This is a genomic window from Reyranella sp. GW821-FHT12G01 (assembly GCF_058806575.1).
Genome location: NZ_JBXAPV010000003.1, coordinates 1 through 13,699, shown reverse-complemented (window position 1 = coordinate 13,699; position 13,699 = coordinate 1). Strand labels below are relative to the sequence as shown.

At 67.3% G+C, this 13,699-nt stretch carries 11 protein-coding genes and 1 pseudogene; 8 read left to right on the top strand and 4 right to left on the bottom strand.

All coding sequences use genetic code 11. The features are described 5' to 3' along the window. Nucleotide 1: 1 nt before the first annotated feature. Nucleotides 2-1,189, bottom strand: a complete 1,188-nt coding sequence (locus tag AC1RP5_RS25065) for a urate hydroxylase PuuD (RefSeq protein ID WP_493115296.1) — start codon at nt 1,187-1,189, stop codon at nt 2-4. An 88-nt stretch (nt 1,190-1,277) separates the two neighbouring features. Here AC1RP5_RS25065 and aceB point away from each other — a divergent pair, with 88 nt between their 5' ends. Genes aceB through AC1RP5_RS25045 form a run of 4 tightly spaced genes read left to right on the top strand, consistent with a single transcriptional unit; the run spans nt 1,278 to nt 5,838 of the window. Next, nucleotides 1,278-2,897 (top strand): malate synthase A, encoded by a 1,620-nt coding sequence (gene aceB / locus AC1RP5_RS25060; protein ID WP_493115294.1) that lies wholly within the window; start codon nt 1,278-1,280, stop codon nt 2,895-2,897. Between the two features lie 10 nt (nt 2,898-2,907). Then, nucleotides 2,908-4,440 carry an acyl--CoA ligase gene (locus AC1RP5_RS25055; protein ID WP_493115292.1) on the top strand — a complete coding sequence of 511 codons (1,533 nt, stop codon included), beginning with the start codon at nt 2,908-2,910 and terminating at the stop codon, nt 4,438-4,440. Between the two features lie 10 nt (nt 4,441-4,450). Beyond that, nucleotides 4,451-5,419, top strand: coding sequence for a 2-dehydropantoate 2-reductase (locus AC1RP5_RS25050; RefSeq protein ID WP_493115290.1), 969 nt, complete (start codon nt 4,451-4,453; stop codon nt 5,417-5,419). Next, a complete protein-coding gene (locus AC1RP5_RS25045) occupies nt 5,419-5,838 on the top strand; it encodes a GNAT family N-acetyltransferase (RefSeq protein ID WP_493115288.1) in 420 nt (139 codons plus the stop codon). The genes AC1RP5_RS25050 and AC1RP5_RS25045 overlap by 1 nt, the downstream gene beginning before the upstream one ends. 136 nt (nt 5,839-5,974) lie before the next feature. On the opposite strand, the gene AC1RP5_RS25040 is transcribed toward AC1RP5_RS25045, so the two are convergent. Together AC1RP5_RS25040 and AC1RP5_RS25035 are read right to left on the bottom strand one after the other, a co-directional pair. Continuing rightward, on the bottom strand, nt 5,975-6,823 hold the full coding sequence (locus tag AC1RP5_RS25040; RefSeq protein ID WP_493115286.1) for a uracil-DNA glycosylase: 849 nt from the start codon (nt 6,821-6,823) through the stop codon (nt 5,975-5,977). Beyond that, on the bottom strand, nt 6,820-7,848 hold the full coding sequence (locus AC1RP5_RS25035; RefSeq protein WP_493115285.1) for an alpha/beta fold hydrolase: 1,029 nt from the start codon (nt 7,846-7,848) through the stop codon (nt 6,820-6,822). The genes AC1RP5_RS25040 and AC1RP5_RS25035 overlap by 4 nt, the downstream gene beginning before the upstream one ends. A 118-nt stretch (nt 7,849-7,966) precedes the next feature. Between AC1RP5_RS25035 and AC1RP5_RS25030 the strand changes: the two genes are divergently transcribed. From AC1RP5_RS25030 to AC1RP5_RS25020, 3 genes are read left to right on the top strand one after another with little or no spacing between them, the layout of a single operon-like run. Next, on the top strand, nt 7,967-9,622 hold the full coding sequence (locus AC1RP5_RS25030; protein ID WP_493115283.1) for an electron transfer flavoprotein-ubiquinone oxidoreductase: 1,656 nt from the start codon (nt 7,967-7,969) through the stop codon (nt 9,620-9,622). A gap of 5 nt (nt 9,623-9,627) precedes the next feature. After that, nucleotides 9,628-11,418 carry a tetratricopeptide repeat protein gene (locus tag AC1RP5_RS25025; protein WP_493115281.1) on the top strand — a complete coding sequence of 597 codons (1,791 nt, stop codon included), beginning with the start codon at nt 9,628-9,630 and terminating at the stop codon, nt 11,416-11,418. A gap of 7 nt (nt 11,419-11,425) precedes the next feature. After that, complete coding sequence (locus AC1RP5_RS25020; RefSeq protein ID WP_493115280.1) at nt 11,426-12,268, top strand: 4-(cytidine 5'-diphospho)-2-C-methyl-D-erythritol kinase; 843 nt, start codon at nt 11,426-11,428, stop codon at nt 12,266-12,268. On the opposite strand, the gene AC1RP5_RS25015 is transcribed toward AC1RP5_RS25020, so the two are convergent. Next, nucleotides 12,260-13,147 carry a peptidoglycan-binding domain-containing protein gene (locus tag AC1RP5_RS25015; RefSeq protein ID WP_493115279.1) on the bottom strand — a complete coding sequence of 296 codons (888 nt, stop codon included), beginning with the start codon at nt 13,145-13,147 and terminating at the stop codon, nt 12,260-12,262. The genes AC1RP5_RS25020 and AC1RP5_RS25015 overlap by 9 nt on opposite strands. On the opposite strand from AC1RP5_RS25015, the pseudogene AC1RP5_RS25010 reads away from it, so the two are divergent. After that, nucleotides 13,146-13,699 (top strand): annotated as a pseudogene (locus AC1RP5_RS25010) (hypothetical protein); the annotation flags it as partial. The gene AC1RP5_RS25015 and the pseudogene AC1RP5_RS25010 overlap by 2 nt on opposite strands.

Sequence of the window (13,699 nt, the reverse complement as noted above, 5' to 3'; positions counted from 1 at the left end):
CCTATTGTGCGCCGCCTTTGAACCAGCGCGCAATCATGCGGCGCTCGGCGTCGGTGATGTTCGTCATGTTACCGGGAGGCATCACCCTCGAGGCGGCGGCTTGCTGGTTGATGGCGGCCGCCATGGCGTGGATCTGCGACGGCGTCTCCAGCAGGATTCCCTTGGGCGGCGCCAGAAAGCCTTCCTGGGTCGGCTTCGCCGCGTGACAGGGTGTGCAACGCGCCTGGATGATGGGCTGCACCTGGTCGAAGGCGACCGGCCCGCCGCCGTCGGCGCTTGGCCGGGGCAGGGCGAGCAGGGCGGTGAAGGCGATGAAGACGAAGCCCATCGCCAGGACCAGCGGGTTGGCGTTGCCCTTGTGACGCTGCACGAACCAGACGCGGACCAGCGCACCTGCGATCGAGATCATGATCAGCAGCACCCAGTTCCACTCGTGGCCGTAGAGGCCGGCATAGTGGTTGCTGATCATCGTGAACAGCACCGGGAGCGTGAAATAGGTGTTGTGCACCGAACGCTGGCGGCCGCGCAGCCCGTGGATCGGATCGGGGATGCGACCTTCTTCCTTGGCCTTCACCAGTTCGCGCTGGCCCGGGATGATCACGAAGTAGACGTTCAGCACCATGATGGTGCCCAGCATCGCGCCGAAATGGATGTAGGCGCCGCGGCCGGAGAAGATGTGGCAGAGCGCCCAGGCCGCGATCACGCAGTAGAGGAAGATCAGCCCGCCCAGCACCAGGTCGTCCTGGCCGAGCGCGGAGCGGCAGAGCCAGTCGTAGACCAGCCAGCCCAGCACCAGGAACCCGAGCCCGATGGCGATCGCCTGCGCCTGCGTGAGCTGCATGACCGACGGATCGATCAGCGCGACCTCGGCGCCGTAATAGTAGACGAGGCAGAGCAGGAAGAAGCCGGTGACCAGCGTCGTGTAGGCTTCCCACTTGAACCAGTGCAGCTCGGGCGGCAGCCGCTCCGGCGCCACCTTGAACTTCTTGGCGGTGTAGAAGCCGCCGCCGTGGACCGCCCAGACCTCGCCGCCGATTCCCTTGTCGATGTCGGCTGGGTCGAGCGGCTGGTGCAGGTGGTTATCCAGCCAGATGAAATAGAAGGAGGCGCCGATCCAGGCGATGCCCACGATCATGTGGGCCCAGCGCAGCAGCAGATTCAGCCAGTCCACGACAAAAGCGGCGTCCATGAGCCCTCGTAGCGCCTTGCCGGGCATGCCCTCAAGGCGGTAAATCGCCCTTTCGACTGTATCCGAACGAATTTCGAGGGGAACGACTATGGCTGCTTTGGACCTTCCGGCGGGCGTGACGATCGACGGCGCCATCAAGCCCGGCTTTGAAAAGGTGCTCACCAAAGAGGCAGTCGCCTTCGTTGCCGACCTGCAGCGCAAGTTCAATGCCCGCCGCGAGGAACTGCTGGCCGCCCGCGTCGAGCGCCAGAAGCGCCTGGATGCCGGCGAGAAGCCTGATTTCCTCCCGGAGACCGCGAAAATCCGCGAGAGCGACTGGACCGTCGCGCCGCTGCCCAAGGACATCCTCGACCGTCGTGTCGAGATCACCGGACCGGTCGACCGCAAGATGATCATCAATGCGCTGAACTGCGGCGCCAACGTCTTCATGGCCGACTTCGAGGACGCCTCGACCCCGACCTGGGCGAACATGATCGAGGGCCAGTTCAACCTCGCCGACGCGGTGCGCCGCCAGATCGACTACCTCGATCCCAACAACGGCAAGTCCTACAAGCTGAACGACAAGATCGCGACCTTGTTCGTGCGCCCGCGCGGCTGGCACCTGCTCGAGAAGCACGTGACGGTCGACGGCAAGCCGATGTCGGGCTCGCTGTTCGATTTCGGCCTCTACTTCTTCCATAACGCCAAGGAAGCGCTGTCGCGCGGCACCGGCCCGTACTTCTACCTGCCGAAGATGGAGAGCCATCTCGAGGCGCGCCTGTGGAACGACGTGTTTGTTGCAGCCCAGGACGCGCTCGGCGTGCCGCAGAAGTCGATCAAGGCCACCGTGCTGATCGAGACCATCCTCGCCACTTTCGAGATGGACGAGATCCTGTGGGAGCTAAAGGATCATTCGGCTGGCCTCAACTGCGGCCGCTGGGACTACATCTTCTCCTTCATCAAGAAGTTCCGTGAGCAGGAGTGGGCGGTGCTGCCGGATCGCGGCACGGTCGGCATGACCTCGCACTTTCTGCGCTCCTACAGCCAGCTCGTGATCAAGACCTGCCATCGCCGCGAAGTGCACGCGATGGGCGGCATGGCGGCGCAGATTCCGATCAAGAACGACCCGAAGGCCAACGACGAGGCGATGGGCCGCGTCCATGCCGACAAGAAGCGCGAAGCCGGCGACGGCCATGACGGCACCTGGGTCGCGCACCCCGGTCTCGTGCCGATCGCCAAGGCCGAGTTCGACGCCGTAATGAAGGAGCCGAACCAGATCGCGCGCAAGCGCCAGGACGTGCATGTGACGCCGGCCGACCTGATCACCATGCCGACCGGTCCGAAGACCGAAGCCGGCCTGCGCCAGAACGTGGCCGTGGGCATCGGCTACGTCGAGGCCTGGCTGCGCGGCATCGGCTGCGTGCCGCTGTTCAACCTGATGGAAGACGCCGCCACCGCCGAGATCAGCCGCGCGCAGGTCTGGCAGTGGGTGCGCCACAACCAGAAGCTCGATGACGGTCGCGCCATCACCAAGGACCTCGTGCGCCAGATCGTGCGCGAGGAGAACGACAAGGTGAAGGCGCAGATCGGCGAGGAGGCTTATGCCAAAGGTCGCTACGAGGACGCCGCCCAGCTCATGATCGACCTGGTCGAGCAGCCGCAGTTCTACGAGTTCCTGACCCTGCCGGCCTACGACCGCATCATCGCCGACGAGAAGGCGGCCGCTTGAGGACCTCACGATGATCAAGACCGTTTACGACGTCACGTCCGCGGGCAAGCCCGACGCGCCGGCCATCGGCGCGCCGGGACGGCCCTGGCTCACCTATGGCGATCTGAAGAAGCTCACGGACGACACGCTGGCCGCGCTCAACGCGGTCGGCATCGGCCGCGGCGATCGCGTCGCGATGGTCGCGCCGAACGGGCCGGAGATGGCGTCGTCGTTCATCGCCGTCGCGTCGGGCACCAGCTCGGCGCCGCTCAATCCGGCCTATCGCGCCGACGAGTTCGAGTTCTATCTCGACGACCTGAAGCCCAAGGCCGTGATCGTGCAGAAGGGCATGGACAGCCCGGTGCGCGCGATGGCCGAGAAGGTCGGCGTGCCGATCATCGAGCTGGTGCCGAATGAAGCGGGTCCGGCCGGCAGCTTCACCCTCGACGTCTCGGCGCTGAAGCCGGCCAAGGCCGCGAGCCCGGGCACGTCGGTCGACGGCGAGATCGCGCTGGTGCTGCACACCTCGGGCACGACCGCGCGCCCGAAGATCGTGCCGCTGTCGACGGCCAACCTCGCCGCCTCGGCGCGCCATATCGCGGAGTCGCTGGCGCTGACGCCGGGCGATCGCTGCATGAACATCATGCCGCTGTTCCACATCCACGGCCTGATCGCCGCGACGCTGTCGTCGCTCGGCGCCGGCGCCGGCGTTTCGTGCACGCCGGGCTTCAACGCGCTGCGCTTCTTCGCCCAGCTCGAGGAGGTGAAGCCGACCTGGTACACGGCCGTGCCGACGATGCATCAGGCGATCCTGACGCGCCTGCGCAGCCATGCCGATGCAGCCAAGGCCGCCAAGCTGCGGTTCATCCGCTCCTCGTCGGCGTCGCTGCCGCCGCAGGTCATGCTCGAACTCGAAGCCGCGTTCGACTGCCCGGTGATCGAGGCCTACGGCATGACCGAGGCCAGCCACCAGATGGCGTCCAACGCGCTGCCCCCGGGCAAGCGCAAGCCCGGCGCCGTCGGCCTGCCGGCAGGTCCGCAGATCGCCATCATGGACGAGGCCGGACACTTCCAGCCGCAGGGCACGATCGGCGAGGTCGTCATCAAGGGACCGAACGTCACCGCGGGCTACGACAAGAATCCCGACGCCAACCTCAAGGCCTTCGCCGAGGGCTGGTTCCGCACCGGCGACCAGGGCCGCTTCGACGAGGACGGCTACCTGTTCCTGACGGGCCGCCTCAAGGAGATCATCAACCGCGGCGGCGAGAAGATCAGCCCGATCGAGATCGACACGATCCTGATGGATCATGCCGCGGTCGAGCAGTGCGTGACCTTCGCCATTCCGCATCCGATGCTGGGCGAGGATGTCGGCGCGGTCGTCGTGCTGCGCGCGGGCCACGAGGCGACGGAACGCGAGCTGCGCGACTTCGTGGCCAAGCACGCCGCCGACTTCAAGGTGCCGCGCAAGGTCCTGTTCGTGACTGAGATCCCGAAGGGTGCCACGGGCAAACTGCAGCGCATCGGCCTGGCTGCCAAGCTCGGCCTCGGCGAAGCGAAGGCCTGAGGAAGACGACGTGACCTCGATCTGCGTTTTCGGCGCCGGTGCGATCGGCGGCCTGATGGCGGCCAAGCTCGAAATGGCCGGCACGCCCGTCACCGTCGTGGCGCGCGGCCCTCATGGCGAGGCGCTGCGCACCAAAGGCCTCGTCCTGTTGAGCGAAGGCAAGGAAACGGTGACGGAACCCCGTGTCGCCTCCGACCCGAAGGAGATCGGGCCGCAGGACTATCTGGTCCTGACCCTGAAGGCGCACTCGCTGTTGCCGGCGATGGCGCAGCTCAAGCCGCTGATCGGGCCGAACACCACCATTGTCGCGGCGATCAACGGCGTGCCCTGGTGGTACACCTACAAGCTCGGCGGTGACTTCGAAGGCAAGGTCATCCAGTCGATCGACCATGAGGGCGCGCTGACCGCGGGCCTGCCGCCGTCGCAGGTGCTCGGCAGCATCGTCTACCCGGCTGCGGACGTGATCGAGCCGGGCGTCATCCAGCACACCTACGGCGACCGCTTCACCCTGGGCGAGCCCGACGGCAGCCGCAGCGAGCGCGCGTCGAAGTTCTCCGAGCTGCTGATCAAGGCCGGCCTCAAGGCGCCGGTGCGGCCGCGCATCCGCGACGAATTGTGGGTCAAGCTCTGGGGCAACATGGCCTTCAACCCGATCAGTGCGCTGACCGGTGCGACGCTCGACAAGGTGATCAGCGATCCCGGCACGCATGCGGTCTGCCGCGCGCTGATGGTCGAGGGGCAGGCGGTCGCCGAGAAACTCGGCGTGAAGTTCGCGATCAACGTCGACAAGCGCATCGCCGGCGGCGCCGAGGTCGGCGCTCACAAAACCTCGATGCTGCAGGACCTCGAACGCGGCCGTCCGCTCGAGATCGATGCGCTGCTGGGCGCCGTCGTCGAGATGTCGGAATGGGTCGGCGTCGATATGCCGATTGGCCGCAGCGTGCTGGCGCTGGTTCGCCAGCGCGCCGCGATGCGCTGATGGAAAAGGTCGAACTCGTCTTCGACCCCGACAATGCGCGTGCGGCCGACTATGTGCGCGACCGTCTCTCGATGTTCAATTCGAGCCGCACGGGCAAGAGCGACTACTATCCCTGCAATATCTTCCTGAAGGGCGAGAAGGGCGAAACCCTGGGCGGCCTTCTGGGCTACGTCTGGTCCGACTGGCTGTTCGTCTCGATCCTGTGGGTCGACGAGGCCCTGCGCGGCCAGGGCCATGCGACCCGCCTGATGGATGCCGCCGAGGACTATGCCGTGAAGCGCGGCTGCCACTCCGCACATCTGGATACGCACACCTGGCAGGCCCGCCCCTTCTACGAGAAGCGCGGCTACGAAGTCTTCGCCACGCTCGACGACTTCCCGCCCGGCCATAAGAAGTTCTTCCTGAGGAAGAAGCTTTAAATACCGCCGTCGTCCTGAGCGGAGCGCCGTAGGCGCGCAGTCGAAGGACCTCTTTTCACTTCGACGAACTGTGCGTTGGAAAAGAGGTCCTTCGACTGCGCCGCCCTTTGGGCGGCTCCGCTCAGGACGACGGAGGTTAGCGCGCGCCGAGTTCCTTCAGCCGCTTGTCGACCGACAGCAGGTCGGCCCAGCTCTGGCGTTTGCTGGCCGGTGTGCGCAGCAGGAAGGCCGGGTGGAAGGTCGGGAGGGCGGGAACCTCGCTGCCGTCGTCGAGCGTCAATGTCGCCCACTTGCCGCGCAGGCGGGTGATGCCCTCGGTCGTGTTCAGTACGGCCTTCACGGCGGTGCCGCCGGCCAGCACCACGAGCTTCGGTTTGGCGAGCTCGATGTGGCGGCGCGTGAAGGCGAGGCAGATCGCCTGCTCGGCGAGCGTCGGCGTGCGGTTGCCGGGCGGGCGCCAGAACAGAATGTTGGTGATGTAGAGGTCGCGTTCGCGGCTCATGCCGATGGCTGAGAACATGCGGTCCATGAGCTGGCCGCTGACGCCGACGAACGGCTTGCCGAGGCGATCCTCGTCGGCGCCCGGCGCCTCGCCCACGATCATCACCGGCGCGCCGGCGACGCCGTCGGCGAACACCGTGTTCTTGGCGGTGCGCTTCAGCGCGCAGCCTTCGAAGGCACGGACCGCCTCTTCGAGTTCGGCGATGGTGTTGGCCTGCTGCGCGACCGTGCGCGCGTCCTCGGCGAGCTGAGGCGATTCCAGCGGCACGGGCGCGCGCACGACCGGCGGCGCTGCGGGAGCGCGGATCGGGGTCGGCGCGGCGGGTGCCGATGCGGCAGGCACCGGCGCCATGGCGACCGCGGCCGGCGGCGGCAGCGCGAAGCGGTCGATCGCTTCCTCGCCGATCGTCTCGTCGAGGCCGTGATCGACGTACCAGCGCAAAAGCGCTGCGGCGTCCTGCGGAGAGAACGCCGTTTCGGTCATGCGAGGCTCTTGATGAAGGCGCCGAGGATCGGCGCCCACATCGCGGCGTCGGCGTGGCTCGCCATATGGCCCTTGTCCGACGGCATCTCGACATAGGTGAGGTCGACGCCGGCCTTGCGCATGTCGAGCGCGTAGGCGGCGCAGTCGGTGAGGTCGAACAGCTTGTCGGTCTTCGAGATCACATAGAGGACCTTGGTCTTCTTGAGCTGGTCGTACTGCTTGGTGATGTCGAACCCGTCGATCGCGCGCCGCAGGGTGACCAGCGAATGGCCGTCGTAGATCTTGGCCCAGCTCTTGGCCGCGACCTTGGCCTCGGCTTCGCCCTGGCCGTAGTTCAGCAGCGTCTCGTAACGGATCTGCTCCAGGGTGCCGGGAATGCCGCCATTCTCGTAGTACCAGCCGCCGTTCCAGTTCGGATCGTCGGCGAGGCGTTTCTGAAGCGCTTCCAAGCCACCGAGGCGACCGGGCGCGCGCGGCGAGGTCACGGAGGCGGCGATGCCCTTCATGAAGCCGGGGAAGGAGGCGGCCCACTGGAACGACTGGAAGCCGCCCATCGAGGGGCCAACCACCGCGACGAGGCTCTTCAGCCCGAGCGAATCGACCAGCAGCTTCTGGCTGGCCACCATGTCGCGGAGCGTGATCTCCGGGAAGGTCGGGCCGTAGGGCTTGCCGGTGCCGGGATCGGTGCTGTTGGGACCGGAGCTGCCATGCGCCGAGCCCAGGGCGTTCACCGAAACGACGAAGAAACGGTCGGTGTCGATCGCCTTGCCCGGGCCGATCAGCCCGTCGAACCAGCCGGCCGCACCCTCGGCGACGCCGCGGCCCTGCTTGCCGGACGCATTCTTGCCTGCAGCGTGATGAGACGAGGTGTAGCCGTGCACCACGAGGATGGCGTTGTCCTTGGCCGGCGCCAGCGTGCCGTAGGTTTCGTAGGCAAGTTCGAGGACGGGTAGCGTCTTGCCACTTTCCAGCCTGAAATCGCGCGCAGAGAAGGTCTTGCTTTCGATTTCGATCAACTCTGGCACAGGAATTCCCCTTTTCAGCGGGTGGCGATCCAGCCCCCGACAGGCTATCTAAATCAAAGGATTGCCGTCCGACAGGCGCGCGTCCATCGGGAAAATGGAATTGCAGAGCGAGACAGGTATGACGCGCGAGGCGATGGAATACGACGTGGTGATCGTGGGTGGCGGTCCGGCCGGACTGTCGGCGGCGATCCGTCTGAAGCAGCTCGCCGCCGAGCGCAATCACGAAGTCTCCGTCTGCGTGCTGGAGAAGGGCTCGGAACTCGGCGCCCACATCCTGTCGGGCGCGGTGGTCGACCCGATCGGCCTCAACGAGCTCATTCCGGATTGGAAGGAAAAGGGCGCGCCGCTCGAGACCCAGGTCACCGACGACCAGTTCCTGTTCTTCACCAAGGGCGGCTCCTACCGCTTCCCCAATTTCCTGCTGCCGCGGCTGATGAACAATCACGGCAACTACATCGTCAGCCTGGGCGAGGTCTGCCGTTGGCTCGGCCAGCAGGCCGAGGCGCTGGGCGTCGAGATCTATCCGGGCTTTGCCGCGGCCGAAGTCCTCTACAACGAGGACGGTTCGGTGAAGGGCGTCGCCACTGGCGACATGGGCATCGGCAAGGACGGCAAGCACAAGGACAGCTACACGCCGGGCATGGAGCTGCATGCCAAGTACACGCTGATCGGCGAGGGCGTGCGCGGCTCGCTCGCCAAGCAGCTGATGGCCAAGTTCGACCTGCGCGATGGTGTCGATCCGCAGAAGTTCGGCATCGGCATCAAGGAACTGTGGCAGGTCGACCCTGCCAACTTCCGCAAGGGCCTCGTGGTCCACTCGCAGGGCTGGCCGCTGTCGGAGACGAACAGCTCGGGCGGTTCGTTCATGTACCATTTCGGCGACAACCTGGTTGCCATCGGCCTCGTGGTGCATCTCAGCTACGAGAACCCGTACCTCTCGCCGTTCGACGAGTTCCAGCGCTTCAAGACGCATCCCGACGTCGCCAAGTATCTCAAGGGCGGCAAGCGGCTGGTCTATGGCTCGCGCGCCATCAACGAAGGCGGCCTGCAGTCGATCCCGAAGCTCACCTTCCCGGGTGGCGCGCTGATCGGTTGCTCGGCCGGTTTCGTCAACGTGCCGCGCATCAAGGGCAGCCACAACGCCGTGAAGAGCGGCATGCTTGCCGCTGAAGCGGCGTTCGAGGCGCTGGCCGGCGGCAAGACCGGCGGTGACGAGCTGATCGCCTATCCGGTGAAGCTGAAGGCGTCGTGGATCTGGAAGGATCTCGACAAGGTGCGCAACGTGAAGCCGGCGCTGAAGTGGGGCACCACGCTCGGCACGCTCTACGGCGGCATGGACATGTGGCTGCACGATCTCGGCATCCGCGTGCCGTGGACCTTGCATCACCACAAGGCCGACCACGAGACGCTGCGCCCGGCCAGCGAGTTCCAGCCGATCCAGTATCCCAAGCCCGATGGCGTGATCTCCTTCGACAAGCTCTCCTCGGTGTTCCTGTCGAACACCAACCACGAAGAAGACCAGCCGGTTCACCTCAAGCTGCGCGATCCGTCGATCCCGATCGCGGTGAACCTGCCGCTTTATGCGGAGCCTGCGCAGCGCTACTGCCCGGCCGGAGTTTATGAAGTCGTGACCGCCGACAACGGCCAGCCGCGCTTCCAGATCAACGCGCAGAATTGCGTGCACTGCAAGACGTGCGACATCAAGGATCCCGCGCAGAACATCGATTGGACCGTTCCCGAAGGCGGCGGCGGTCCCAATTACCCCAACATGTGAGCCGTATGAACCGCACCCCCCTCGCGCTGCTGTCGGCAGCGCTGCTGTTCGCTCTTCCTCTCGCCGGCCAGGCCCAGCAGGGCCCGGCACAACAAGGCGGCGCCAAGCCGCCGGCCCGGCCCGCCACGACCCAGCCTCCCGGTCAGCGCCTCGCGCCGATCTCGCTGCAGGGCCGCTATCTCGCCGCCCGTGTCGGCGAGCAGGACCACGACTACGACGCCGCGGCCGACCAGATGGACCAGGCGCTGGCGCTGACGCCGCTCGATCCCGAGCTGATCTATGCCGTCTTCCGCCTGCGCATGTATGCGGGCCGCATCGACCAGGCCGCCGAGCTGGCGCCGGCGGTGCTGGCGACGCGCCCGGGCGATGGCTTCGCCAACCTCGTGATGGCGGTCCAAGCGATCAAGAAGGCCGATTATAAGGCGGCCGAGCAGCAGCTCACCCGCATCGGTGCCGAGAACCAGCTGGGCGCGCTGCGTGAATACGTGATGGCGTGGCTGAAGGCCGGCGAAAAGGATTACGCGTCGGCACGTTCCTACCTGTCGCGGCTGAAGCCCGCGGCCGGCGAGCGGGCCGAGGCGCCGGCGCTGGTGATCGAAGGGCAGATCGACGAGATGGCGGGCGACAAGGCCGCCGCCGAGGCGAAGTACCGTCGCGCCATGTCGATCGATCAAAACGGCCTGCGCACCACGATCTCCGTGGCCGAAGGTCTGCGCCGCCTCGGCAAGGATGCCGAAGCGCGCGAGATGCTGAAGACCTACGGCACCCGCTACAGCGATTCCGTCGTCATGGACGGGCTGATGGGTCCCAATGCGCCGATGCCCAAGCCGCCGACGCCGGCGTCGGGCATTGCCGAGATCCTGTTCGACATCGGCGGCATCCTCGCGTCCGACCAGCGCAACCAGCGCTCCGACCTGGCGCTGATCTTCTATCAGCTCGCGACCTCGCTGAAGCCCGACCAGGATTTCGCCTGGCTGATGATCGCGGGCCTCTACGAGCAGTTCAACCAGATCCCCAAGGCCGTTGCAGCACTTGGCAAGATCGGCCCGACCTCGCCGCTCTACTGGCAGGCTCGCCTGCGCACGGCGGCACTCGACGCTCAGGAAGACAAGTTCGACCAGGCCGTCGCGCGCCTCAAGACGCTGGTCGCCGAGAAGCCCGACCGTATCGACGCGGCGCTCACCCTGGCCGACCTGCTGCGCAGCAAGGACAAGTTCGCCGATGCCGTCGCCGCCTACGACACGGCGATCTCGCGTCTCGGCACGCCGAACGAGCGTCACTGGCAGGTCTATTTCGGGCGCGGCATCGTGCTCGAGCGCACCAAGAACTGGCCGAAGGCCGAGGCCGACATGAAGAAGGCGCTCGAGCTCTCGCCCGAGCAGCCCTACGTGCTGAACTATCTCGGCTACAGCTGGATCGACCAGGGCCTGCACCTGCAGGACGGCATGAAGATGCTGGAGCGCGCGACCGAGCTGCGGCCGGACGACGGCGCCATCACCGACAGCGTCGGCTGGGCCTACTACCGGCTCGGCCAGTTCGAGAAGGCGGTCGAGTGGCTTGAGCGCGCGACCGAGCAGAAGGGCGACGATTCGACGATCACCGATCATCTCGGCGACGCCTACTGGCATGTCGGCCGCCGCCGCGAGGCGCGCTTCCAGTGGGAGCGCGCGCTGCACCAGAAGCCCGACAAGGACCGGCTGCCGGTGATCCAGGACAAGATCGCCAACGGCCTGAACACCTCGAACGACAAGCCGACCGTCTACGAGAAGGCTGCCGATACCAAGCAGGGCGGCTGATCGCGGCGTGCCGCTCGCACGAGCCAAGGTCAATCTCTGGCTGAACGTCGTCGGCCGTCGCGCCGACGGCTTCCATTTGCTCGACTCGCTGATCGCCTTCACCGACCTCGCCGACGAGATCGAGGTCGCGCCGGCGAACGACCTGTCGCTGCAGATCGTGGGCCCGGTGGCGGCGGCGCTCGATGGCGACGATGCCTCGGACAATCTCGTGCTGAAGACTGCGCGCCTGTTGGCCGGCCGTGCGGGTGTTGCCCCGCGTGCTGCCCTTCGTCTCACCAAGCGTATTCCCGTGGCCGCCGGTCTCGGTGGCGGATCGGCCGATGCCGCCGCGACCCTGCTGGCGCTGGTCGACCTGTGGCGCGTGGCGATGCCGGAGGAGGAACTGTTCGATCTCGCCGCGTCGCTTGGCGCCGACGTGCCGATGTGCCTCGCGGGACGCCCCGCCTTGGCCACGGGCATCGGTGAGCGCCTTGCGCCCGCGCCGAAGCTGCCGGCCTGCGCGATCCTGCTGGTCAATCCCGGCGTCGCACTGCCGACGCCCGCCGTGTTCGCCGCGCGGCAAGGCGGCTTCTCCCCGGCCGCGCCTGTCGCCGGTGGCTGGTCGAGCCTCGACGCATTCGCTGCCGATCTCGCGCGTCGCGGCAACGATCTCACGCAGGCCGCCGTCTCGCTACAGCCGGAGGTCGACGACGTGCTCGCCCATCTGCGGCGCAGCGAGGGCGTCGTTCATGTCGCGATGAGCGGCAGCGGCGCGACCTGCTTCGGTTTGTACGGTTCGCTCGAAGCCGCGCAGCACGCGGCATCGCTTCTTCCTGCCGCCTGGTGGCGGCATGTCGGTCGCCTAGTTTGAGCCGGTCTTCGGCTTGGGCTTGGTCAGTTCCTGCATTTCCTTCAGCGAATCGAACAGCTCCTTGTTCGGCTCGCCGGTAACGGGAAGCCCCGCCATTCCCTGATACTCGCGGATCGCCGCGCGCGTCGCCGGGCCGACGCGGCCATCGGGCGGATCGCTGTAGAACCTGAACTCGCGCAACAGGACCTGCACGCTCTTGGTCTGCTCGGCCGCCGTCCTGGGCCACGCGTTGGGATCGACCGGCGTCGCCTTGGCAATGTCGGCCGATGTCGGTGGCGCGGGCGGTGCGGCCTGCGGGCCGAGATTGATCGGCTTCGGCGGCGGTGGGGCCGGTGGCGTGAGCTTGGCGATGTCGCCCGACGTGGGCGGCGGTGGCGGTGCCGCCGGGGTGCCGATCTCGATTGGCTTCGGCGGTGCCGGCGGCGGCGGCATCAGCTTCTTGATGTCGGCCGAGCTGGGCGGCGGAGGCGGCGCCGCGGGCGAGCCGATGTCGAGCGGCTTCGGTGGCGCGGCGGCGGCCATGACCTGCCTGGCGATGTCGGCCGATGTCGGCGGAGCCGGCGGGGCCGGCTGCGGGCCGAGGTTGATCGGCTTCGGCGGCGGGGGCGCCGGCGGCGTGAGCTTGGCGATGTCGATCGACGTGGGCGGCGGAGGCGGCGCCGCCGGCGTGCCGATATCGAGCGGCTTCGGAGGTGGCGGCGGCGGTGGCATCAGCCGCTTGATATCCGCCGACGTCGGCGGCGGAGGCGGTGGCGCCGCTGCGGCAAGCTGCATGGGCTTCGGCGGAGCCGGCATCAGCTTCGCAATATCCGCCGAAGTGGGCGGTGGCGGAGGTGGTGCAGCCGCAGCAAGCTGGATCGGCTTCGGCGGTGCCGGCATGAGCTTCTCGATATCGGCCGAGCTGGGCGGCGGAGGCGGCGGCTCGGCCATGGCGAGTTCGATCGGCTTCGGTGGCGCCGGCATGAGCTTCGCGATGTCCGCCGAGCTGGGCGGCGGAGGCGGCGGCTCGGCCATGGCGAGTTCGATCGGCTTCGGCGGCGCCGGCATCAGCTTCTCGATGTCGGCCGAGCTTGGCGGCGGAGGTGGCGGCTCGGCCATGGCGAGTTCGATCGGCTTCGGCGGCGCCGGCATCAGCTTCTCGATGTCAGCCGAACTCGGCGGCGGGGGCGGCGGTTCGGCCATGGCGAGTTCGATCGGCTTCGGCGGTGCCGGCATGAGCTTCTCGATGTCGGCCGAGCTCGGCGGCGGAGGCGGCGGTTCGGCCATGGCGAGCTCGATCGGCTTCGGCGGCGCCGGCATGAGCTTCTCGATGTCGGCCGAACTCGGCGGCGGAGGCGGCGGTTCGGCGGCGGCGAGTTCGATCGGCTTCGGCGGCGCGGGCATCAGCTTCTCGATATCGGCCGAACTCGGCGGCGGAGGCGGCGGCTCGGC